Origin of the sequence: Streptomyces sp. NPDC059534 (assembly GCF_042743475.1) — a bacterium.
In the GTDB taxonomy this organism is placed as follows: domain Bacteria; phylum Actinomycetota; class Actinomycetes; order Streptomycetales; family Streptomycetaceae; genus Streptomyces.
Genome location: NZ_JBHWAQ010000005.1, coordinates 1 through 19,409, shown reverse-complemented (window position 1 = coordinate 19,409; position 19,409 = coordinate 1). Strand labels below are relative to the sequence as shown.

At 70.8% G+C, this 19,409-nt stretch carries 19 protein-coding genes and 3 pseudogenes; 9 read left to right on the top strand and 13 right to left on the bottom strand.

The window, feature by feature from the left end:
- Nucleotides 1–31 precede the first annotated feature (31 nt).
- From ACFVZH_RS07715 to ACFVZH_RS07705, 3 genes are read right to left on the bottom strand one after another with little or no spacing between them, the layout of a single operon-like run.
- Nucleotides 32–841 (bottom strand): metal ABC transporter solute-binding protein, Zn/Mn family, encoded by an 810-nt coding sequence (locus tag ACFVZH_RS07715; RefSeq protein ID WP_384894330.1) that lies wholly within the window; start codon nucleotides 839–841, stop codon nucleotides 32–34.
- A complete protein-coding gene (locus ACFVZH_RS07710) occupies nucleotides 790–1,668 on the bottom strand; it encodes a metal ABC transporter permease (protein ID WP_384894328.1) in 879 nt (292 codons plus the stop codon). Before ACFVZH_RS07710 ends, ACFVZH_RS07715 begins: the two co-directional genes overlap by 52 nt.
- Nucleotides 1,665–2,300: a metal ABC transporter ATP-binding protein gene (locus tag ACFVZH_RS07705; protein WP_384894326.1), complete on the bottom strand. Its 636-nt coding sequence runs from the start codon at nucleotides 2,298–2,300 to the stop codon at nucleotides 1,665–1,667. Before ACFVZH_RS07705 ends, ACFVZH_RS07710 begins: the two co-directional genes overlap by 4 nt.
- Before the next feature lie 233 nt (nucleotides 2,301–2,533).
- Between ACFVZH_RS07705 and ACFVZH_RS07700 the strand changes: the two genes are divergently transcribed.
- The 3 genes from ACFVZH_RS07700 (at nucleotide 2,534) to ACFVZH_RS07690 (ending at nucleotide 4,546) form a co-directional block, all read left to right on the top strand.
- Nucleotides 2,534–3,259, top strand: coding sequence for a DJ-1/PfpI family protein (locus ACFVZH_RS07700; RefSeq protein WP_384894324.1), 726 nt, complete (start codon nucleotides 2,534–2,536; stop codon nucleotides 3,257–3,259).
- 343 nt (nucleotides 3,260–3,602) lie between these two features.
- Nucleotides 3,603–4,166 carry a DUF4291 domain-containing protein gene (locus ACFVZH_RS07695; RefSeq protein WP_384894323.1) on the top strand — a complete coding sequence of 188 codons (564 nt, stop codon included), beginning with the start codon at nucleotides 3,603–3,605 and terminating at the stop codon, nucleotides 4,164–4,166.
- Nucleotides 4,167–4,291: 125 nt separating this feature from the next.
- On the top strand, nucleotides 4,292–4,546 hold the full coding sequence (locus tag ACFVZH_RS07690; RefSeq protein WP_384894321.1) for a DUF6332 family protein: 255 nt from the start codon (nucleotides 4,292–4,294) through the stop codon (nucleotides 4,544–4,546).
- Nucleotides 4,547–4,606: 60 nt separating this feature from the next.
- On the opposite strand, the gene ACFVZH_RS07685 is transcribed toward ACFVZH_RS07690, so the two are convergent.
- A complete protein-coding gene (locus tag ACFVZH_RS07685; RefSeq protein WP_384894319.1) occupies nucleotides 4,607–5,257 on the bottom strand; it encodes an HAD family hydrolase in 651 nt (216 codons plus the stop codon).
- A gap of 287 nt (nucleotides 5,258–5,544) precedes the next feature.
- Nucleotides 5,545–6,243 carry a D-Ala-D-Ala carboxypeptidase family metallohydrolase gene (locus ACFVZH_RS07680; protein ID WP_384894317.1) on the bottom strand — a complete coding sequence of 233 codons (699 nt, stop codon included), beginning with the start codon at nucleotides 6,241–6,243 and terminating at the stop codon, nucleotides 5,545–5,547.
- 710 nt (nucleotides 6,244–6,953) lie between these two features.
- Between ACFVZH_RS07680 and ACFVZH_RS07675 the strand changes: the two genes are divergently transcribed.
- On the top strand, nucleotides 6,954–8,066 hold the full coding sequence (locus tag ACFVZH_RS07675; RefSeq protein ID WP_384894315.1) for a hypothetical protein: 1,113 nt from the start codon (nucleotides 6,954–6,956) through the stop codon (nucleotides 8,064–8,066).
- Between the two features lie 238 nt (nucleotides 8,067–8,304).
- Here ACFVZH_RS07675 and ACFVZH_RS07670 read toward each other — a convergent pair whose 3' ends face one another.
- Entirely contained in the window at nucleotides 8,305–9,369 is a 1,065-nt protein-coding gene (locus ACFVZH_RS07670; RefSeq protein WP_384894313.1) for a DUF2332 domain-containing protein, read from the bottom strand.
- A gap of 412 nt (nucleotides 9,370–9,781) precedes the next feature.
- Here ACFVZH_RS07670 and ACFVZH_RS07665 point away from each other — a divergent pair, with 412 nt between their 5' ends.
- The gene (locus ACFVZH_RS07665; RefSeq protein WP_384894873.1) at nucleotides 9,782–10,657 is read left to right on the top strand and encodes a GNAT family N-acetyltransferase; all 876 of its coding nucleotides are present in this window, start codon (nucleotides 9,782–9,784) and stop codon (nucleotides 10,655–10,657) included.
- Between the two features lie 210 nt (nucleotides 10,658–10,867).
- Here ACFVZH_RS07665 and ACFVZH_RS07660 read toward each other — a convergent pair whose 3' ends face one another.
- Nucleotides 10,868–11,374 (bottom strand): DinB family protein, encoded by a 507-nt coding sequence (locus ACFVZH_RS07660; RefSeq protein ID WP_384894311.1) that lies wholly within the window; start codon nucleotides 11,372–11,374, stop codon nucleotides 10,868–10,870.
- Between the two features lie 96 nt (nucleotides 11,375–11,470).
- Here ACFVZH_RS07660 and ACFVZH_RS07655 point away from each other — a divergent pair.
- Nucleotides 11,471–11,692, top strand: a pseudogene (locus tag ACFVZH_RS07655) (GNAT family N-acetyltransferase); the annotation flags it as partial.
- 106 nt (nucleotides 11,693–11,798) lie between these two features.
- Nucleotides 11,799–12,506: a 2-phosphosulfolactate phosphatase gene (locus ACFVZH_RS07650; RefSeq protein WP_384894309.1), complete on the top strand. Its 708-nt coding sequence runs from the start codon at nucleotides 11,799–11,801 to the stop codon at nucleotides 12,504–12,506.
- A 114-nt stretch (nucleotides 12,507–12,620) separates the two neighbouring features.
- Here the strand turns inward: ACFVZH_RS07650 and ACFVZH_RS07645 are convergent.
- Nucleotides 12,621–12,731, bottom strand: a pseudogene (locus ACFVZH_RS07645) (HAD family phosphatase); the annotation flags it as partial.
- 63 nt (nucleotides 12,732–12,794) lie between these two features.
- Entirely contained in the window at nucleotides 12,795–13,529 is a 735-nt protein-coding gene (locus tag ACFVZH_RS07640; protein WP_384894307.1) for a hypothetical protein, read from the bottom strand.
- An 80-nt stretch (nucleotides 13,530–13,609) separates the two neighbouring features.
- Here ACFVZH_RS07640 and ACFVZH_RS07635 point away from each other — a divergent pair, with 80 nt between their 5' ends.
- Complete coding sequence (locus ACFVZH_RS07635; protein ID WP_384894305.1) at nucleotides 13,610–13,786, top strand: hypothetical protein; 177 nt, start codon at nucleotides 13,610–13,612, stop codon at nucleotides 13,784–13,786.
- 79 nt (nucleotides 13,787–13,865) lie between these two features.
- Nucleotides 13,866–16,766 carry an AAA family ATPase gene (locus ACFVZH_RS07630; protein ID WP_384894871.1) on the top strand — a complete coding sequence of 967 codons (2,901 nt, stop codon included), beginning with the start codon at nucleotides 13,866–13,868 and terminating at the stop codon, nucleotides 16,764–16,766.
- Nucleotides 16,767–16,984: 218 nt separating this feature from the next.
- On the opposite strand, the gene ACFVZH_RS07625 is transcribed toward ACFVZH_RS07630, so the two are convergent.
- The 4 genes and pseudogenes from ACFVZH_RS07625 to ACFVZH_RS07610 all read right to left on the bottom strand — a co-directional run.
- Entirely contained in the window at nucleotides 16,985–17,395 is a 411-nt protein-coding gene (locus tag ACFVZH_RS07625) for an SgcJ/EcaC family oxidoreductase (RefSeq protein WP_384894303.1), read from the bottom strand.
- Nucleotides 17,396–17,621: 226 nt separating this feature from the next.
- A complete protein-coding gene (locus ACFVZH_RS07620) occupies nucleotides 17,622–18,041 on the bottom strand; it encodes an SRPBCC family protein (RefSeq protein WP_384894301.1) in 420 nt (139 codons plus the stop codon).
- 45 nt (nucleotides 18,042–18,086) lie between these two features.
- Entirely contained in the window at nucleotides 18,087–19,097 is a 1,011-nt protein-coding gene (locus ACFVZH_RS07615; protein WP_384894299.1) for an aldo/keto reductase, read from the bottom strand.
- 118 nt (nucleotides 19,098–19,215) lie between these two features.
- Nucleotides 19,216–19,305: pseudogene (locus ACFVZH_RS07610) on the bottom strand (aldo/keto reductase); the annotation flags it as partial.
- Nucleotides 19,306–19,409: the final 104 nt, after the last annotated feature.

Genomic DNA, 19,409 nt, shown 5'->3' with positions numbered 1-19,409 from the left:
CGGCACGCGCCCCTCCCCCTTCTCGTACGGGTCAGGCCGTACCCATCATCTTCTTCAACTCGGCGGCGGCATTGCGGTACACGCTCAGCAGATCCAGGTCCTCGCCGGGATAGTTCACGATCTCCACCTGCTTCGCCCCCGCGTCGGGCAGCACCGTCCCCGTCGACATGTGGGCGTTGTCGAGCACGAACGCGGGCTTCTTGGCGGCCAGTTCGGCCAACTGCGCCGGAGTGACCGGCTCGGGGCCGAACGTGCCCACCGTCGTCGCGCCCGCGAGGCCGGCCGCCCACCCGGTGAAGACCTGGCTGACGACGGAAGGACTCTTCCCGCCGGGCCAGGCCGACTTGAGCTCGCCGTTCAGCTTGGCGACCTCCGTATCGAGCCGGGTCTTGAAACGATCGGCGGCGTCCTTCGTACCGAACAGGCCACCCAGGCGCGCGACTTCCGCACCCGCCTTCGCCGGATCGTTGTCGAGGTTAACCTCCACCAGCTTCGCCTTCGAGCCGGCCGCCTCCTTGATCTTCGCCGCGTACGGCTCGAACGGCGCGTACAACACGAAGTCGGCCTTGGCCACGGCCGCCAGGTCCGAGGGCTTGGGATCGTAGTCGGGCGCGTGGTGCACCGACTGCGGCACGATCACCGTGACGTCCTCGGCCCCGGCGGCCTTGGCGAAGGCCCCTTCCCAGGTGGTCGTGACGACCACCACCGGCTTGTGCCCGGCCCCCTTGGGAGCCTCCGCCCCCGGGGCCTCCTCACTCCCGCAGGCGGCGAGAAGCGGAAGTGCCGCGGTCAGTGCGACGAGGGAAGCGATACGGGCGGTACGGACGCGGGTGCGCGCCATGAGCTGTTTCTCCGTTCGGGGATCAGATGCGCGGCGAGGACGACTGCCCCCGCCACGAGGACGAGGACCGGCCCCGGAGGCCAGTCCAGCCAGAGGGCCAGCAGAAAGCCGGTGAGATTCACCGCGACGCCGATGCCGACCGCCCACAAGGTGATCGACCACAGCGAACGGCCGAGCCGCCGCGCCGCGAGCGCGGGAAGCAAGGTCAACGCGTCGACCAGCAGAGCGCCGGTCAGCTTGATCGCCCCGGCGACGGCCACGGCGACGAGCACGAGCAGCGCGGTCGTCAGCAGGCGGACCGGCACGCCCGAACACTGGGCGAGCTCCCGGTCGTACAAAAGGAGGGCGACATCCCGCCGCTTCCACCAGAACAGGGACGGGACGACCACCGCGAGCACGCCGAGGACGACGAGATCCGACGTGCCGACCGACAGGATCGAACCCCACAGAAGCGCGAACGCGCCGGAAGCGTTGACACCGGAGACGGCGAGGACGAGCAGTGCGGCGGCGATGGCCAGACTCATCAACAGCCCCATCGCGCCGGACAACCCGTCCGGCGTACGAGCCAGCGGCGCCACTCCCGCGCCCGACAGGGCGCACGCGACCAGCGCACACAGCATCGGATCAAGCCCCGTCAGGAGTCCGATGGCGATCCCGAACAGCGCCACGTGCATCATCGCGAACCGCACCGGCATGATGTCCAGCCCGACGATGATCACCCCGATCACCGGCAGCCCGACGGCCGCCAGCAGCAAGGCCACCCCCGCCCGCCGGACCGGCACCAACTCGAGCATGGCCCCGAGATCGCCCACCGCGAGCACGCTCACCGGACCTCCCTGAGCCTGCCGGCCGCCATCTCCAGAACCCGGTCACAACGCTCGGCCAGGGCCCGGTCATGCGTCACGACGACCAGCGTCACCGGCAGCGCGGTCAGCACATCGGCCGCCTCCTCCTGCCCGGCGAAATCCAGCGCCGCGGTCGGCTCGTCCGCGAGCAGCACCTGCGCGCCCGCCGCGACCGACCCGATGGCCCGCGCCAGATACATCCGCTGCAACTGCCCCCCGGACAACGTCCCCACGGGCCGCCCCGTCAGCGCACCGACTCCCAGCCGCTCCGCAGCCCCGGCCGCCTCCTCCGGCGCACCACTGCTGGCCAGCAACTCGTCCCCGCGCAGCGGAAACCGCCCCGCGGCCGGCTTCTGCGGTATCCACGCACAAGACCGCCGCCGCGACGCCCACTCGACCGCCGTACGCGCACACCGCCCGCCCACCTCGATCGTGCCGCTCGTCTGCCGATGCAATCCCAGCACCGCCCGCAGCAACGTCGTCTTCCCGGACCCGTTCGTCCCCGTCAACGCCACGCGCTCTCCCGCGGCGATCTCCAGTTCGACATCGGCCACCGCCTCGCTACGGCCATGCCGGCAGGCGACCCCTCGCATCCGTATCTCCAGCCCACCCATTCCGCGCCCTTCACCGCCGCTCCGCCTGTGCGGTGAAGGAGTCGGACGGAGGGACCTCCGGGTTCCCGAGGGTCGGGGAAGGACGTCGTGGCTCCGGTGCGGCGGTGGGAACCGGACGACGCCGCCGCCCGACCCCTCTCACGTCGCCACTCCACCAACCACCAACCACCAACCACCAACCACCAACCACCCAGCACCACCCACCCAGCACCCCATCCGGAACAGGAGCCCCCATGAACCGCAGGCAGTTACTCCGCGCCACCACCGCCCTCGGCGCCACGGCAACCCTGGCCGCCACGGCCACCCCTCCCGCCTCCGGCGCGGCCCCGGACCCGAGCCGTCCCCTCCGCGTCCACATCGCGATGTTCGACGGCGTCGAGGAACTCGACTTCGCCGCCCCGTACGAGGTCTTCTCCGCCGCCGACTTCTTCACCCCACGCCCCGTCGAGGTCCGGTACGTCTCCGCCACCGGGGCCCGCAGCGTCACCGGCGCGTACGGCACCGTCGTCCGCGGCATCCGTCCCTGGGCCCCCGACACAGCGGACCTGCTCGTCGTCCCGGGCGGCGGCTACGCGCGGCGCGACACCCCCGGCGTCTGGGCCGAGATCGACCGCGGCGTCCTCCCCCGCGCCCTGGCAGCCGCACCCCGCCCCGGCCTCACCGTCGCGGCCCTGTGCACCGGCGTCATGCTGCTCTCAGCGGCCGGCCTCACGAACGGCCGCCCCTGCACCACCCACCACAAGGCCAAGCCGGACCTCCAGACCCAGGGCGGCCTCGTGAAGAACGCCCGCGTCGTCGACGACGGCACCCTCGTCACCGCCGGCGGCATCACCTCCGGCCTCGAACTCGCCCTCTGGCTGGTCCGCCGCGAACTCGGCGCCGACGCGGCGACGAACCTCGAAGAGATGCTGGAGTACGAGGCATGGGGCACCGTCTGGAGCACACACCCGGCCCGCTGAAGCCACCGTGAGACGGGAAGTTCCTCTCCCACACCTCGGCACCGAGCGCATGCACACACGAGCGCACGGATCGGCCTGCACCATCGCGGCTCCCGTGGCGGCTGACCGCCGAAGTTCGACCCGCAGGATTACAAGGCTCGGCATGCGGTCGAGTGCGGCTTCAACCGCCTCAAGCGACACCGGGCTGTTGCCACGCGCTACGACAAGCTCGCGGTTCGCTATGAGGCAAGCGTCCTCGTCGCGTCCATCAGCGAGTGGCTTGAGCAGCGCATCCGAACCTGCCCCCCGGGGGCAGGCGGAATCGGCTCGCCGCGCCGGCGGACCAGATGGCAGGGTGCGGCGCATGACGCCCCAGTATCAGATTCGTGCCGACTACGACGCTCGCACGATCGTGGTCTATCAGGCGTACTCGCCTGCCATCGCTGACGCGGCACTCAGAGCGGGCCGCTTCGTCGCGCCGTTCTCGTTCCACCGAATGACGTGGATCAAGCCGTCGTTCATGTGGCTGATGCACCGCAGCAACTGGGCTCGCAAACCGGGCCAGGAACGTGTTCTCGCGGTCCGGATTACCCGGGAGGGCTGGGAGGAGGCCCTGTCCCAGGCCGTGCTGACGACCACCGCCCCGGCAGCGGTGGCCCAGGCAGCCGTACATGTCCAGTGGGACCCGGAGCGTTCGTCGCGCGGAGCGGCACTGAACCACTACAGCATCCAGGTCGGCATCGGCCGCCACCTGATCCGCACGTTCACCGACGACTGGATCGTCAGTCTCACCGACCTCACCCCCCAGATCCGCAAGGCATCGACACTGATGCACACCGGGCACGCCACCAAGGCACAGCGGCTGTTTCCTGCGGAGCGCACCTACCCGATGCCCCTGACACTGGAAGACGTCGTTTTCCCGAGGTAGATAACGGCGGACTGGTGAGGTCCGCCCACGGCCCGTACTACGAGCACTCTCGATACACGCCCTAGCGGTCCCGCGAACTCGAACACCAGGGTCCGACCGCCCGAGTCTCATGCGAAAATCCATCCATGGACATGGGGCGGGAGTCGCGGTGGGAGAAGGACGCGATGACGGTGGAGATCATGTTCGCCCTGGTGACGGCCGGTCTGCTGGGCGCGCTCGTCTTCGGCGTACTCCTGGTGCCGGCGGTGCTCGTCGGCGTCTCCGAGCCCGTGGGCAAAGGGCTGCTCATGGTGGGCGCCGTGCTGGCCGTCGCCGCCGCGGTGTGGCGCGTGGTGCGGGTGCTGCTCAGGTTCGACGCGCAACGGCGACAAGGGCGGTGACCAGGTCCGAGTCGCGGAACCGCTGCTTCGGCTCGCCGCGCGCGTCGATCCCGGACACCGCTACCGGTCCGCGATGAGTGCCGGCAGTTCGCGCATGTCGTGGAAGACGGTGGTGCCGGCGCCCTCAAGGCGCTCGGCCGGGGTCAGGCCGCCGGCGTAGCCGAGGGATCGCATGCCGGCGGCCCGGGCGGCCTGGACGCCCGGCCGGCTGTCCTCGACCACGACGCAGGCTGCGGGATCGACGCCCATCTGCCGCGCGGCGTACAGGAACAGGTCGGGGGCGGGCTTGCCGCGAGAGACCTCGGACGCGCTGTAGATCCGGCCGGCGAAGCGTTCGTGGAGTCCGGTCCGGCCGAGGGTGTGACGCATCTTGTCGTGAGTGCCACTGGAGGCGACACAGGTCGCCAAGGTGAGCGCGTCCAGGGCCTCCGGCAGCCCGTCGACCGGCGCGAGCCCCTCGTCCACGGCCTCGCGGTGCAACTGCTCGAACCTCTCCGACCAGGTCGCGGCCCTCTCCTCGCCGAGCCGATCCGCGACTTGCGCGCGGATGGCCGCATGCGAGCACCCGATGAACCGGTCCACGACCTCTTCCTCGGTCAGTGGCCAACCCAACTCGGCACCCAGGGCGACCTGTACGCGCACGGCAATGCGCTCACTGTCGACCAGCACCCCGTCGCAGTCGAATATGACGAGTTCAATGGGCTTGATCATTCCCGCAGCATAGGGCTTCTCCAGCCAGGCACCCTGAGCTGCTCGGGCGAGGGCGACCCTTGGCGTCCTTCCGGATCATCGTGCGTGATCTGTCGGCGGCCGGGGTCGTCCGGTGGGGCCGGGTGCACCTGCCCCGTGAAGGCGCCGTCGATGATGGTGTGGGCGACCGCCTGCCGCGCGCGGCTGGACCGGCGCCTCCCACCCCGCGTCGTCTTTCCGACCCCGGCCCGCCCGCCCGTCGGCGAACAGCACTTGCGCGCTGTCCATGCGGGCAGCGCGCCAGAGCGTCAGATGCCGCAGCCGGACGCGGACCAGAATCGGCCGGCCCGGTGGTCGACGTGGGTGTGGTCGCTGTGCCCGGGGTAGCCCGGGCCGAGGATCCCGTTGAAGCCGTGGTTGCGGGCCTGCTGGGCGAGCAGGCACAGCGAGTGGGGTCCGGAGCCGAGGTCGGCCGCGTCGCCGTACAGATGGCGGCTCGACGCGGCGCCGCCGACCGCTGCGTTGCACGCCTCGCTGCGGAACCCACTGGTGACGCGAATGCTCTGGTCGCCCAGGGCATGACGCAGGGCCTCCAGCTTCCACATCGTGCGCAGAGCGTTGGACTTGGCGGTCGCCGCGCTCACCGCCCCTCCGGCCCACGTGGTGTTGCAGTCGTTCAGCTCGGCGTAGGAGAAGTGGAGGGGGGTGCAGTCGTCGTCCTGAAGCGCGTAGATCTTGCTGAACGTCGCCGGTCCGGCGACCCCGTCGGCCGCCAGTCCGTAAGCGGCCTGGAAGCGTTTGACCGCCGCCGCGGTGCCGGGTCCGTAGGCGCCGTCGATCGCCAGCACCCCGCCGTAGCCGGGATAGCCGGCCACGCGTACCTGCAGGGCGGTGACATCGGCACCGGAAGCACCCTCGGAGAGGGTCCGCGACCAGGTGTAGCAACCGTCGGCCTGGGCGGCCCCGGCGGTGACCACCACCCCGATCAACGACGCGGACATGGTCATGACAAGCGAGAGTAGGAGTCGAAGCGGCAGGAAACGAAGGGGGCGTCGGGGCTGTCGGGGCATCAATCCTCCATGGCCTCACGAATCCGAGGTGACCCAGGGGCGAGAGTCCCCCCGAGACTGACGGCCCGGTCGACGCGCGTCAACCACTACGGACCCGGCGACATTTGTCGGCCCAATGGCGCCAGGACGGAAGACGCGACACCTACTCTTCGGCCCCCGCCCATACGTGCGCCTTCAGCCAATGTCAGGCCCACGGCGCGCCCGTGAGGGGGTGGCCGGGGACGAGCAGGACGTCGGGACGGGGCCGGGCAGCGGGGACCCCGGGCCGGCCAGACCCACGGGCCGGGCCTCGGGCCCGGCGGGAAGGTAGCGACCCACGGCGTGTGTGCCGAAGGAGACGGAGTGCAGCGGCGCGTACACGCCCTGCCCGGCGGCCGCGTCCTCGCCGACCCCCTCCCACGACCGCCAGGGCGGTCCCATCGGCCGGGGGTCCACGGCGTACGTCGCGGGCGTCATCGGGGGAGGATGGAGCCGCGCCCGCCCCCCGTGCTGGGCTGCCCCCGGCGCCTTCCCGCTGCCCGAGCGGTTCGCGCCGCCGACCCGAGCAAGGGTCGTGCCCCGGTATCCCTGTGCCGCCGTCCTGGCCTCGCCTTATCGTTGGCCTGGAATGTTGCAGAGGGTGATCGGTTCGGAGAGGATTCCCCTCCGTGACCATCTCCGCCTTCCTCGTACTCGGGCTGCTGCTCGTCGTGCTCTACCGCGTACTCGCCTCTCCCGGCCGTGTCGACGGCTGGGCCGGGGAGGACTTCGTGGCGTCCGCCTACGGACTTCCGCCCCGCGAGGAGCTCGACTCGCGGCGCCCCGGCCCGCCTCCACCGGCGTACCGGACGAAGGAGCGGCAGGCCGTGGCCGACGCCGCGTGGGAAGGCGACTGGACGTTCGCCGAGCAGTACGTCCGGGCGGCGGGCGAGGACTGGGACGAGCGATGGGCTCGGTTGGAGCTCCTGCAGCAGGTCGCTCGGGAAGGCGATGGCTGGCTCGACTCCTGGCGCGCAGCCGAGCCCGGCAACTGCGACGCGGCCACCCTCCACGCGAGCCTGATGGTCCATCGCGCCTGGGAGATCCGGGGGAGTGGCTACGCGGACGACATCCTGACGTCGGACATGGAGCGCTTCCAGACCGCGCTCCTGGCCGCGATGGAAGAGGCACGGCAAGCGGCCCTGCTCGATCCCGCCAACCCGGGCCCCTGGGTCGTCATGGTCACCGCCGCGCGCGGAGCGAAGTACCGACGCTCCCAGTTCAAGCCGCTCTGGGAAGGTCTCATCGCCCGCGCACCCCACCACTACGAGGGGCACGGGCAGGCCCTCCAGTACTGGTGCGCCAAGTGGTTCGGCAGTGACCGGCGGATGATGCGCTTCTCCCGCCAGGCGGTCCGCAAGGCCCCGCCCGGCAGCCCGCTCGCCGGCATCTACCCGCACGCCCTGACCGAGCTCACCGACCGACCCGGCGCCGGCGCGACGCCCGTCAATCCCCTGGCAAGGCGCGCACTGAAGCAGATCGCCGCCTCCTTCGCCCACGTCGCACCCGACGACGAGCGCCTGCCGGACCTACGCCACCTCCTGGCCTACTACATGCTCCGGTCGACGCTGTACGCCCCCGCCCTGGAGCAGTTCCGCCTGATCGGGCCGTGGTGCGGCGCCCAACCCTGGCGTACGAACGGCAACACGGCCGTGGCCTTCGAGTCCGCACGGGGCACCGCGGCCAAGCTGTCCCGGGTCCGTCCCGCCCAGACCCTGCGGGTCCAGGGGATGGGCCGCTAGCGCGTCTCGCTCGACCGGACCCTGAGCAAGCGGCGAGCGAGCAGCTCGCCGATGGAGGCACTTCGGCCGCTCCGGTGCCCGGGTAGGCGGGGGGCCGAGCGCGGTGATGTCATTTCTCAGGCAGTCGCCCACGACCGGCGTGAGCATCCCGAGCGAGCATCGGTCACACCAGCCCTTTGGGTCGACAGGCGTTGTCTTCGTACGGGAAGCCCGCCGCCTACCCTGCGCGGGCGCCCCGTCAGGAATTCGCCAGCCACGCCAACATACGGCCCCGCGACCAGCAGCGGCCCACTACCTCGACGTCCGCAACCGGTCGCCCGAACACCGCCAGCCCCATGATGCTGTGGCCCGAGGCGCGGCGATCGCCGAGTGTCGGTACCGTCGGCGCGACTCCGACCCCCTCAGCCGACACCCACGCCACCACCCGCCCGGCTGCCGCTTCTTCGAGGCCGTGCAGGAAGCGCAGGCGGCTCTCGGCCGGGAGTTTCGACAGGGCCCAGGTCGTGATGACGACAGGAAGGGCGTCCGGGTGCACGCGAGCGATGGCTTCAGGCAGCATGTCGACGGCGCCACCCCGCAGCAGCAGTGGGGGCGCCGTCGCCGCCAACGCCAACTCCGCGTCGAGCCGCGCGACGGCTTCCCGCTGGTCGGGCGGCAGGCAGGCGCGGAGCCATCGGGCGCCAGCCGCGTCGGTGACGTCGACGGGATCCGCGTCGATCCCGATCCGAGCGACGACCTCCGGCATGGCCCACGTCGGCACAGGCCGGCTGCCCACGATCGAGGACTTCATCTGTACGGGAGATGACGGGTCGCCCAGCGTCTGCCCGTTGCTGTACGTGATGCCCACGCGATCGACACTGAGGTTGAGGCCGGCCGAACAGCCCACGTCGATCAGCCCCACAGCGCTTGCGCCCACCCGGCGTGCCACCTCGGCAATGACCGGATACAGCACGGCGCAGCGCCCGGTCTCGTCGGTTCGCATCCTGCGGTTCGCGACGATGGCAACGACCGCGTCCGTCATGCGCAGCAGCGTCTCGATCGCCGTGCCGGCGGCGGCTTCGCCATCCCCGGCGGCATAGGCATCGGCGAGCGCCGGGGCACGTCCTTCGAGCGCGAGGTCGTGCAGCGCGGCGAGGATCATCGTGGGATGCCGCTTGCGCGCCGGCACGGTCTCGATGGCGCGCAACGCCGCGTCGGACTCGCTCAGGGCGACGGCAACGCGTTCGTACAGCGGAGATGTCGTGGCGGCGTCGACCTCGCCGAAACGTCGGTAGACCTGAGCGAGTGTGCGGGCGGTACCCACGGGGCGGCGCCTCCTGCGGTCAGCCCTGGTATCCCGACGATCCTAGCGAGCGGGACGACGCCCCCGCCCCTCCCTCCTTGTGCTCGGCGGACTGCTCGCCCTGTACGACGGTGCCGAGGTCGCCCTCAACGGCCGTGACGACCGGTGGGGCTCCGTCTCCGTCCACTCGAACTTGAACGTGTTCAAACTCTATGTCAGGCTGCGGAACAGTCCTTGATCTCCCTGGTCGCGCACGTGACCTGTAGAAACCGTTGGGGGTGGAGCGTGTTGCGTTCCTGTCGAACCGCACTGGTCCTCCACGCAGCAGGTGGCCGTGTACCGCACCGAGCGGGACCAGCCGGGCGCACTCGGCCGCACCAACCGGGCAAAACTCGGGTGCGGACTGTGGGTGTCGTGGTGTGTGATCGGAGGTATGGCGATCGTCTTGGGCAAGCCGGGAGTCGACGGGCTGAGTGGCGTCGTGGACGTGCTGCGGGAGTGGCAGTGCGACGGCGCTCCCATGCAGCTGCATCCGGGGGACCTGGGATGGTTCTGGCGGTTCGGTGCGGAGGCCACGGCCGCGGCGGTCCGGACATGGACGCGGGACGAACAGGTGCTCGCCATCGGCCTGTTGGACGGTCCCGAGCTGCTGCGGCTCACGATCGCGCCGGGCGCTGAGTCGGACTCGGAGTTGGCACGGCGACTGATGGTGGACATGTCCGAGCCGGAGCGTGGCGTGTTGCCTGAGGGGACGGCGTACGTTGAGGCGCCGACGGACGCGCTGATCCAGGATCTGCTGCACGGGAACGGGTGGAACGACGGCGAGCCGTGGACGCCGCTGCGCCGCGACCTCACGGAGCCGGTGGAGGATCCCGGCGTTCGGATCGAGGTGGTCGCACCCGAGAAGGCGCACACGGTGCACATGTTTACGGCCGTTCATCGGGCCGCGTTCGACGGGTCGCGTTTCACCGACGAGCGCTGGCATGCGATGGCTGCCGGATTGCCCTATTCCGAAGCCCGGTGCCTCCTCGCGTACGACGATCAGGGTGACGCGGTGGCGGCGGTGACGGTGTGGTCGGCCGGCCCCGGTCGGCCCGGGGTGCTCGAACCGATGGGCGTGCACCGGGAACACCGACGTCATGGCTATGGCAGGGCGATCAGCGTGGCCGCGGCGGCCGCGCTCCAGCGGCTCGGCTCGTCGAGTGCGATCGTCTGCACCCCGAGCTCCAACACCGGTGCCGTCGCCACCTACGAGTCCGCCGGATTCCAGCGACGCGCCGAGGTCCGGGACAGATGCCGGGAGGGGTAGTGCCTCCGGTGAGGCGATACAGGGTCGGGCCCCGAGGGGATCTCCGGGCGGTCGATCCTGCTCTTGCGAGGGAACGAGCAAGACCATGCCGAGGTGGGCGGGGCAGGTCCTGCGCCGGGCGACCGGTGCCGCTGCCGTGACCGTGCCGAGGAAGACGTAGCCCTGCTTGGGCATGGTCGACCCCGGCACGAGGATCGCGCGGGCAGGGATTCAGGCGCCGGTCGTGCCGTCGAGCATCTCGCGCAGGATGTCCAGGTGGCCGTTGTGGCGGGCCGTCTCCTCGGTGAGGTGGAGGAGGATCCAGCGCAGGTCGACGTGGAGGCCGCTGCGGACCGCTCGCTTGGCCCGGACGTCCAGGCCGTTGCCGGCTACGAGATCGCGGTAACGGGCGCTCTGTTCGGCGTATTCGCCGAGGAGTTGCGCAAGCGGGAAGTCGACCGCGATACGCATCTCACGGTCGGGGTCCTCCTCGGTCCAGGGACCCTCGTCCTCCTCGCCGAGGAAGACCACCTGGAACCAGTAGTACTCGACCCAGCGGAGGTGGTTGATCAATCCGCTCATGGTCATCAGAGGTGAGCCCGGCAGGAGCGCCTTGCGGGCGCTCTCCGCGGAGACGCCGTCGCACTTGGAGCGGGCGGTGTCACGTGCGTAGTCGAGGAATGCGGTGAGCTGGGTGCGCTCGTCCCATGCGGGAGGCGTGTCGTTGATTCTGGTCATCGCACGAAGAGTCTCCGATCGCCGCGTCCGATGTCGAGGTATTTATCGATGGCCCCATCCCACGCCACCCGGCTTTCGATCAGGCCGGCGCCGAGTCCGGCCTGGCAGGGCCAGGGCGTGAGTAGTCGCCTCGTGGACCTGGCGAAGCGGCGTCGCCCGGCCGGGTTGGGGCTGTGGACGTTCCAGGTCAACGAGTCGGCACGTCGCTTCTATGAGCGGCACGGCTTCGTCGCTGCCGAGCGCACCGGCGGTCACCGCAACGAGGAACGCGAGCCGAACATCCGGTACGTGTGGCGACCTGGGAAGCGACAGCCCTGAGGTCGTGCGCAGCGCTGAAAGCCAACGACGTTACATTCCAAGGGTGTTGATGTGATGCCGGTCACTGGCCGGGTGATTCGGGTCCGGCATGCATGATCATGACCGGATGGATGCTCGTTTCCTTGGCATAGCCGAGCTCGTCGAAGTCCCCTCCGTGGCGGTCGTGGTCGACGTCATGCGTGCGTTCACCGTGGCTGCCTGGGCCTTCGGGCAGGGCGCGGAGAAGATCGTCCTTGCCGAGTCGTTGGACGAGGCGCTGGCACTGAAGGCGGTCCACCCGGACTGGGTGGCGCTCAAGGACGGTCCGGCGGCGGGGTTCGATGCCGTCAACTCGCCGGGTCTGCTGAGGTCTGTTGACCTCGGCGGTCGAACCGTTGTGCAGAAGACCACGGCGGGGACGGTCGGTGCGCTGGCGGTGAAGGAGGCGTCACTGGTGTTGTGCGCCGGCTTCGTGGTGGCGGACGCGACGGCGCGGGTCTTGCGGGAGCGCGAGTGCAACAGCGTCACGTTCGTCGTCACCGGTGAGGAGGGGCGCGCCGAGGAGGATCTGGCGTGCGCTGAGTACATCGCCCTGAGGGCTGCGGAGGCCGACGCGGATGCGGCTGAGTTCCTCCGCCGCGCCCGGGAGTCGCGCGCCGCCGCCGAGCTGGCGGAGGGTGTCCGTCAGGGTGTTCATCCTGATGATGTCGCACTCTGCGTTGAACTCGACAGGTTCCCTTTTGCCATGGTGGCGGCCTTGGAGGACTCGCTCATGGTCCTGCGCCCGTACGTCGTAGCCCCGCAGACCGACGAGGTGTCGTCCGAGCGGTCTTGAGGGTGGCGCCCGGGGAACGGCGATCAGGCCGGCCGGGCTGAGGAGGCCGAGGACGACCGGCCCGACCAGGCTGGCCGGGCTGCCCACCCCGGCCCCTGCGGTCGCCCGAGAGCCGGCATGAAGGTGAGCTGCGATGCGAGTGATCGTCCGGGCGTTGTCCTCGAACAGATGCGCCTGCATGCCCGCGGCCTGGGCGGCTTCGACGTTGGTTGCGATGTCGTCGATGCAGGTCGTCGAAGTGGTGCAGCGCCGACTCGCGCTCGCGGGCATTCGCAGGCGCTCCTGGCCTCAGCGGATCGCCCCGCCTCCCGCCCGCGCGATGTCGAGTGACCCTCTGCTGTTGAGTACGGTGCCGTCGCAGGCCGGCAGCCCGCCCTTCACCGGAGTGACCGCCGTCGTGGGGACGTAGCCGACGGGCTTGTCGCCCTTGTCCGTCAAGTGCTGGACGAACCTGGCGTCATGGTCCGTTCCCAGGGCCAGCAGTCGTCTGTCGAGCAGGATGCCGTACCACCGGGTGGTATCTCCCTGGGATCGGTCGACGTCGTCGGCAAGGCACACCACGGTGAGTTGTTCGTTCCGTGCCGGATGACAGCCTGGTTTGGCCGTGTTGCAGAGGGCGAAGTTGTCCGCGACCTTGACCTGCGTACAGCTGTCGGCGGAGTCGTTCCGGCAGGAGACCGGGTTGATGTTCAAGGGATGTGCGGTGTCCCTCGGGATGTCGGAGACGGTCACCCATGCGGTGGTGAGGGTCGCCTTCTCCGTCGCGGGGGTCGCACAGGGATCGAGGGCGACGGTGCCGCCGACCCCGTCGTCCTTGACGCTTCCTTCGATCTTCTTGCCTGAGCAGTCCTTCGTACCGGCGTCGCCGGAGCTACCGGAGCTACCGGAGCCACCCGAGCCACCGGCCTGGGCCGGCGAGCTCGCAGCTGTACGGTCTCCCTCCGCAGCGGAACCGCACGCCGCGAGAGAGGCCGCGAGCGCGGTGGCTGCGAAGGCGGCGAGGAAACGAATCCGGGTCGGCACCAGAGGTACCTCCTGCTTTCTGGTCGATGGCTGATCGTCTGGTTGTTGGGGCTAGTGGGGCTAGTGGGGCTCGTGGCGCTTTGGGCCTCGCCGACCTCGCCGACCTCGCCGACCTCGCCGACCTCGCGGGCCTCTTCGGCTCGGCGACGTCGTACGAGAGGGCCGCCCGCCGGACGGCGCCCCTGCGCGCGACGACGGTCGGCGCGCGGCCCGGCCCCGTCATCCTGGCCAGGGCGGGGGAGGGGGGACATCCGTGAAGTCACCTAATCGGTTACGTAAGATCGTCGTGGTGGCCGCCCCCAACGGACGTTGTCCCGAGGGGAGTAGGGCGTGCACGTGACGCCGCTGGTGGGCCGGGAAGCCGAGTTGGAGCGCTGGGGCGAGGTGCTCGACCGCAGGCTCGGTGGGGTGGACGGGCCGGCCGTCGTGGACATCGCCGGGCCGGCCGGGATCGGCAAGAGCAGGCTGCTGGCGGAATTCTGCCGACGAGCGGAGAGCCGGGGAATGCGGGTGCTGCGCGGCCGGGCCGCGGAATACGAACAGCACCTGCCCTACCACCCGTTCAGCGACGCGCTCGCGGATCACGGCATGCGGCTGATGGACCCGGCCCTCGTCGAAGGGAGCAGAGGCGACCGGTTCGGGCTGCACCGGTCGGCCGCCGAGCTGCTCGGTCGGGTCGCCGAACCCGGCCTGGTGCTGGCGCTGGACGACCTGCACTGGGCGGACCCGGCGTCGTCGGAACTCCTCGACCACCTGGTGCGCCACCCGCCGAGGGCACCGGTCGTGATCGTCGTGGCCCGAAGGGATCGGCAGACCTCGGCGTCGCCCGCCGCGGCCATGATGAGGGGCGTCGATCTGGGTACGGTGCTTCGCCTCGATCTCGGCCCGCTCGACGGAGAGTCCTGTGTGGGGGTGCTGGCACCGGCTCTGGCGCCCGGGCTGTCGTCCGGTCGGGCCCGCGAACTGTTCGCCGCGAGCGACGGCAATCCGCTGTACTTCCTCGCCCTCCTGCAGGCCGGCCGGGCGGAGGACGTACGGGAGGCCGGCGGCGCCGGGGGTCCTGGCGTCGGTGACCCGCGTACGCGGCCCCGCTCCGACCACCTCGGCTTCGGCTCCCTCGGCCTCGGCTCCGTCCTCCTCGACGAGCTCACTCCTCTGCCGCCCGCCCGGCGTCGTCTCGCCGAAGCGGTGGCCGTACTCGGCGATCGTGGCACCACCGTGCTGCTGGCCCGGGTGACCGGCCGGGACGCGGCCGAGGTGGACGCGGATCTGACGGTCCTGGCCGGCCGGGATCTGCTGCGCCCGGCGCCCGGTGGGCGATGGTCCCTACGGCATCCGGTGCTGCGGACCCTCGTCCACGAGAACATCGACCCCCACGTCCGCGTGCGGTTGTACGGACTTGCGGCCGAGGCGCTGGCCGAGGTCGGCGCTCCCGTCACCGAGCGGGCCCACTATGTCGAGCGGTCGCTCACCGGATGGGACCCCGAGGCTCTCGCCGTCCTGTCCGAGGCCGCGGAGCGATCCGCCTCCACCGCGCCCGCGAGCAGTGCCCATTGGCTGGGTGCGGCGCTCGCTCATCTGCCGGACGATCCGCAGTACCTGTTCCTGCGCCGGGAGTTGATGCTGCGAAGGGCAGAGGCCCTGGGTGTGTCCGGCGGACTGAGGGAGAGCCGGGACCTGCTGCACGAGGTGATCGCCATGTCGCCGCCCGGTGACCTGGACGCGGCGGAAGTGCGGGCTTCGGCCGTGACGTTGTGCGCGGTGATGGAGCGGTACCGCGGCCGGTACCCCGAGGCCGTCGCGCTGCTGCGCCGCGAGCTCACGCGTACCCCCAGCCCGTCGTCCGCCGACGTCGTCGCGCTCGGTCTGGAACTCACCTCGTCCGCGCCGCACGCCACGCCCTATCCGCAGGTGCGGGCGGACGTGGACCGTACGCTGGACCTCGCGCGGCAGCTCGGCGACGAGGTGGCCGAGGCGGGCATGCTCGCCGTCGCCGCCCTGGGGGAGACGTACGAGGGCGAGATGCCGGCCGCCGTGGAGGCCACCGGACGGGCCGCCGCGCTCGTCGACGCGCTGACCGACCAGGAACTCGCGGGCCTGTGCGAGCCGTTGGCCCGCCTCGGCTGGGCGGAGGCGTTCCTGGAACGCTACGCCGACGCCGAGCGCCACGCCGACCGGGGCCTGGCCGTCGCCCGCCGCGGAGGTCGGCTGTACGTCGTCCCCCACCTGCTGCTGTGCAAAGCGCACGTCCACCTGACGACCCTCCGCGTCGAGTCCGCCCTGGAACTCGCGGACGAGGCGGAGAGCATCGCCCGCGGCATCGGAAGCGACGAGCTGCTCGCCTTCGTCCTCGCCAACAAGGCACACGCCCTGCTCTACGCCCTGCCGCCCGGCGACGCCACCGCCCTGGCCGTCGCCGAGGAGGCCGTCACCGCGGCCGGCACCGGCATGAACTGGTGGGCCTCCATCGCCTGGTGCGTACTGGGCCAGGCGGCCCTGCTGGCCGGGGACCCGCAACGCGCCCGCGCCGCGATCCTGCGGGCGGGCGACGACGACCTCCAACGCCTGCACCCGTCCATGCGCCCGCTCATCGTCGAAGTACTGGTCCTCTCCTCACTCGCCACCGGCGATCCCGAATCCGCCCGGACCCGGGCGGAGCGGGCCCGTACGGAGGCGGAGCAGCTGGGGCTCCCTTCCCAGCGGGCCGCGGCGCTGCGCAGCGCCGGCCACCGGCTGATGGCGGACGGCGACCACGCGGCCGCCGCTGCCGCGTTCGCCGAGGCAGCGGACCAGGCGGGCCGGGCCGGAGCGGTGCTCTGGGAGGCCGTGAGCCTGCTGCTCGGCGCGTCGCCGACCGCTTCGGCGGGACACCCGCAGCATGCCCAGGCCCTGTGCGATCGTGCCCGGCACCTCGCGGCGGCCGGCGGAGCCCACCAGCTGTCCGAGCTGGCGGACCTGCTGCGCCCGACGGCGCCGCATCCAGCCACGGCCCCCGAGACGGCCCATCCGCTCCCCACCCCGCTCACCGCACGCGAAAGCGAGATCGCCACCCTGGTCGCCGCCGGCCTGACCACCCCCGCCATCGCGGCCCGGCTCTACCTCAGCCCCCGCACCGTCGAGTCCCACCTCGGCCGCATCTACCGCAAGACCGGCGTCACCACGCGCGCCGCACTCGCCGCCCTCCACACCCGCTCGTCCTTGCACGAGGCGACACCCCCGCACCCGAGGGTGGACTGATCGACCGGGTCGCACACCTCGCATCACGGTCCCCATTTCCAGGTGGTGGCCTCAAGGGTGGGCGGGTGATCGGCCCATGACCGCCTGGGGACCGGATCGGCCGGCATCTGCGGCTCGATCCGGCCCCTCGCCGCATCAGTGATCAGTCACCGGACGGGCAGGTCCGATCGACTGACGAGTCCGGCAACGACGTACGGCCTGGCGGGGGTGGGACGGCCCTACAGGGCCGGTGCCAGGACCGGGGCGTTGTGGTACGCGGCGATCAGCCACTGGCTGTCGCGCTTCTCGAAGACCCAGGTCGCGTTGACCTTGCCCTCCTCCGGGACTTCGGTCTGCTCGCCGAAGAGGATGCCGGACTCGGTGAGGACGATGGCGGCGTCGGTGCCGATGAAGCGCACGCTGAGGGTCTTGTTCCAGGTCGAGGTGCCCTTGAGCGGACCGGCGAAGGCGAGAGCCATGTTGTCGCGGATCACGTCGCGGCTGTCGCGGAGCGACCCGGTCATGACGGCGCTCGCGTCCGGGGTGTAGTCGGCGACCATGCCCTCGGCGTCACCGGCCGCCCACGCCTTGTAGGAGTCGGCCAGTACGGCCTGGATGGCGGCGCGGTCGGCGGCACGGGTGTCAGTCATGTGGACTCTCCTGATGATCGGTCCCCGGTGATCCGGTGGACTCGCCTGTACGTACCGGCGGCCGGGCGGGAACTCATCGCGTGCGCGGAAAGAATTTCGGGACGGGCCCGACGACACGAAGGCCCGACGACGGATCGTCGGGCCTTCGAAGCAGGGGCGCGGGAACCCGCACAGGTCAGGAGCGTCCTGCTTTCGTGGTGGGGCGTTGCTGTGGCCGGTGCGTGGGTCAGGCGGAAAGGGCCTGGTGGAGGGCTTCCAGGCCGTCGTGGTAGATCCCGGCGAAGAGTTCCTCGGCCTCGGCGTCGGTGGCGCCGTCGGGCGTGAAGCGGCCGGACCACTGCACCTCGGCGACGCCGTCCTGCCCGTCGACCGCGTGGACGCGCAGGGTGGAGACGTAACCCGTGACCGGGAACGGTGCTTCGAGGATGGCGTAGCTGTAGTGCCGCTCGGCTTCGTGGAAGGCGACGAGCCGTTCGACGATCACGTCGCCGTCGGGGTTGGTCAGACGCCGGACCCGTCCGCCTTCGAGCGCGGTGCTCTGGGGGATGTACGGGAGCCAGTCGGGGAGGGCGTCGAAGCCGCCGATGAGGTTCCAGACCTGCTTGGGCGAGGCGGGGACGATGCGACTGACGGAGGTGGAGGCCATGAGTGCTTCTCCTGTGGGGGTGGAACTTGTGTGCCGGTCTGGGGGTCAGGCGTTGTTCGGGAGCGGGGCGGCGGGGCTGACCAGACCGGCGCTGCGCAGGTCCGTCCAGAACGCGGCCGGGATGGCCTCGTCCAAGGCCGTGGTGTCCTCGGCGATACGGCTGGGGCGGGTGGCGCCGGGGATGACGGCGGCGGTGGCGGGGTGTGCGAGGGAGAACTGCAGGGCGGCGGCCTTGATGCTGATGTGGTGCTTGTCGGTCAGGGCCTTGAGCTTCGCCACGCGTTCGATGACCTCGGCGGGGGCCTTCTGGTACTCGAAGTGCGTGCCCCCGGCGAGGATGCCCGAGCTGTAGGGGCCGCCGACGACCATGTCGACGCCTTGCTCCTGGGCCGTGGGGAGCAGGCGCTGGAGCGCGTGAGGGTGGTCGAGGAGGGTGTATCGGCCTGCGAGGAGGAAGCCGTCGGGCCGCGGCTCGTCGAGGGCGAGGGTCAGCTCGATGGGCTCGGTGCGGTTGACACCGAGGCCCCATGCCTTGATGACACCCTCGTCGCGCAGCCGCGACAGCACGCGGAAGGCGCCCGTACGCGCCTCTTCGAACTTCCGCAGCCACTGGTCGCCGTGGAAGTCCTGCGCGATGTCATGCACCCAGACGATGTCGAGGCGGTCGGTGCCCAGACGCTTCAGGCTGTCCTCGATGGAGCGCTCGGTCGCGGCGGCCGTCCACTCGTGAAGGATCCTGTTCGGGTTGCCGTGCTCGAACAGCCCTCCCTTCTCGCCGAGGTCGCGGGCAGTGGTCTCATGCTCGTCGAGAATGACCCGCCCGACCTTGGTGGACAGTACGTACGCATTGCGGGGCTTCGTCGCCAGGACCTCGCCGAGGCGCGTCTCGGCCAGGCCGGCTCCGTAGAAGGGGGCGGTGTCGTAGAACCGGATGCCGTGGTCCCAGGCGGCCTCGACGGTGGCGCGGGCCTCCTCCTCGGGGATCGCGCGGAACATGTTGCCGAGCGGGGCGGTACCGAAACCGAGACGACCGGGAAGGATTTCCTTGAGTGACATGGCTATGCCTTTTTCTGCCTTTGTGTGCGTTTTTTGTTTGGGAATGAAGAGGTTCGGCATCAGATGATCAGTGACGATCTGTCCGGAGCGGAGGCCCTCGGAGATGCGGTTACGCGGCTCAGTTGAGCTCGTCGGGGTGCGGACCGGTGCGCAGACCGCGGTCGAGCGCGGCCACGGCGTCCATCTCGTCGTCCGTGAGGGCGAAGTCTGAACCGCCCCGGTGTGTTCGGAGACTTCATTTCGTGAGGAGATGGAGTCCATGTCACGTCCTTTGAGGAACTATCCGGCCGAGTTACGCGAGCGTGCGGTGCG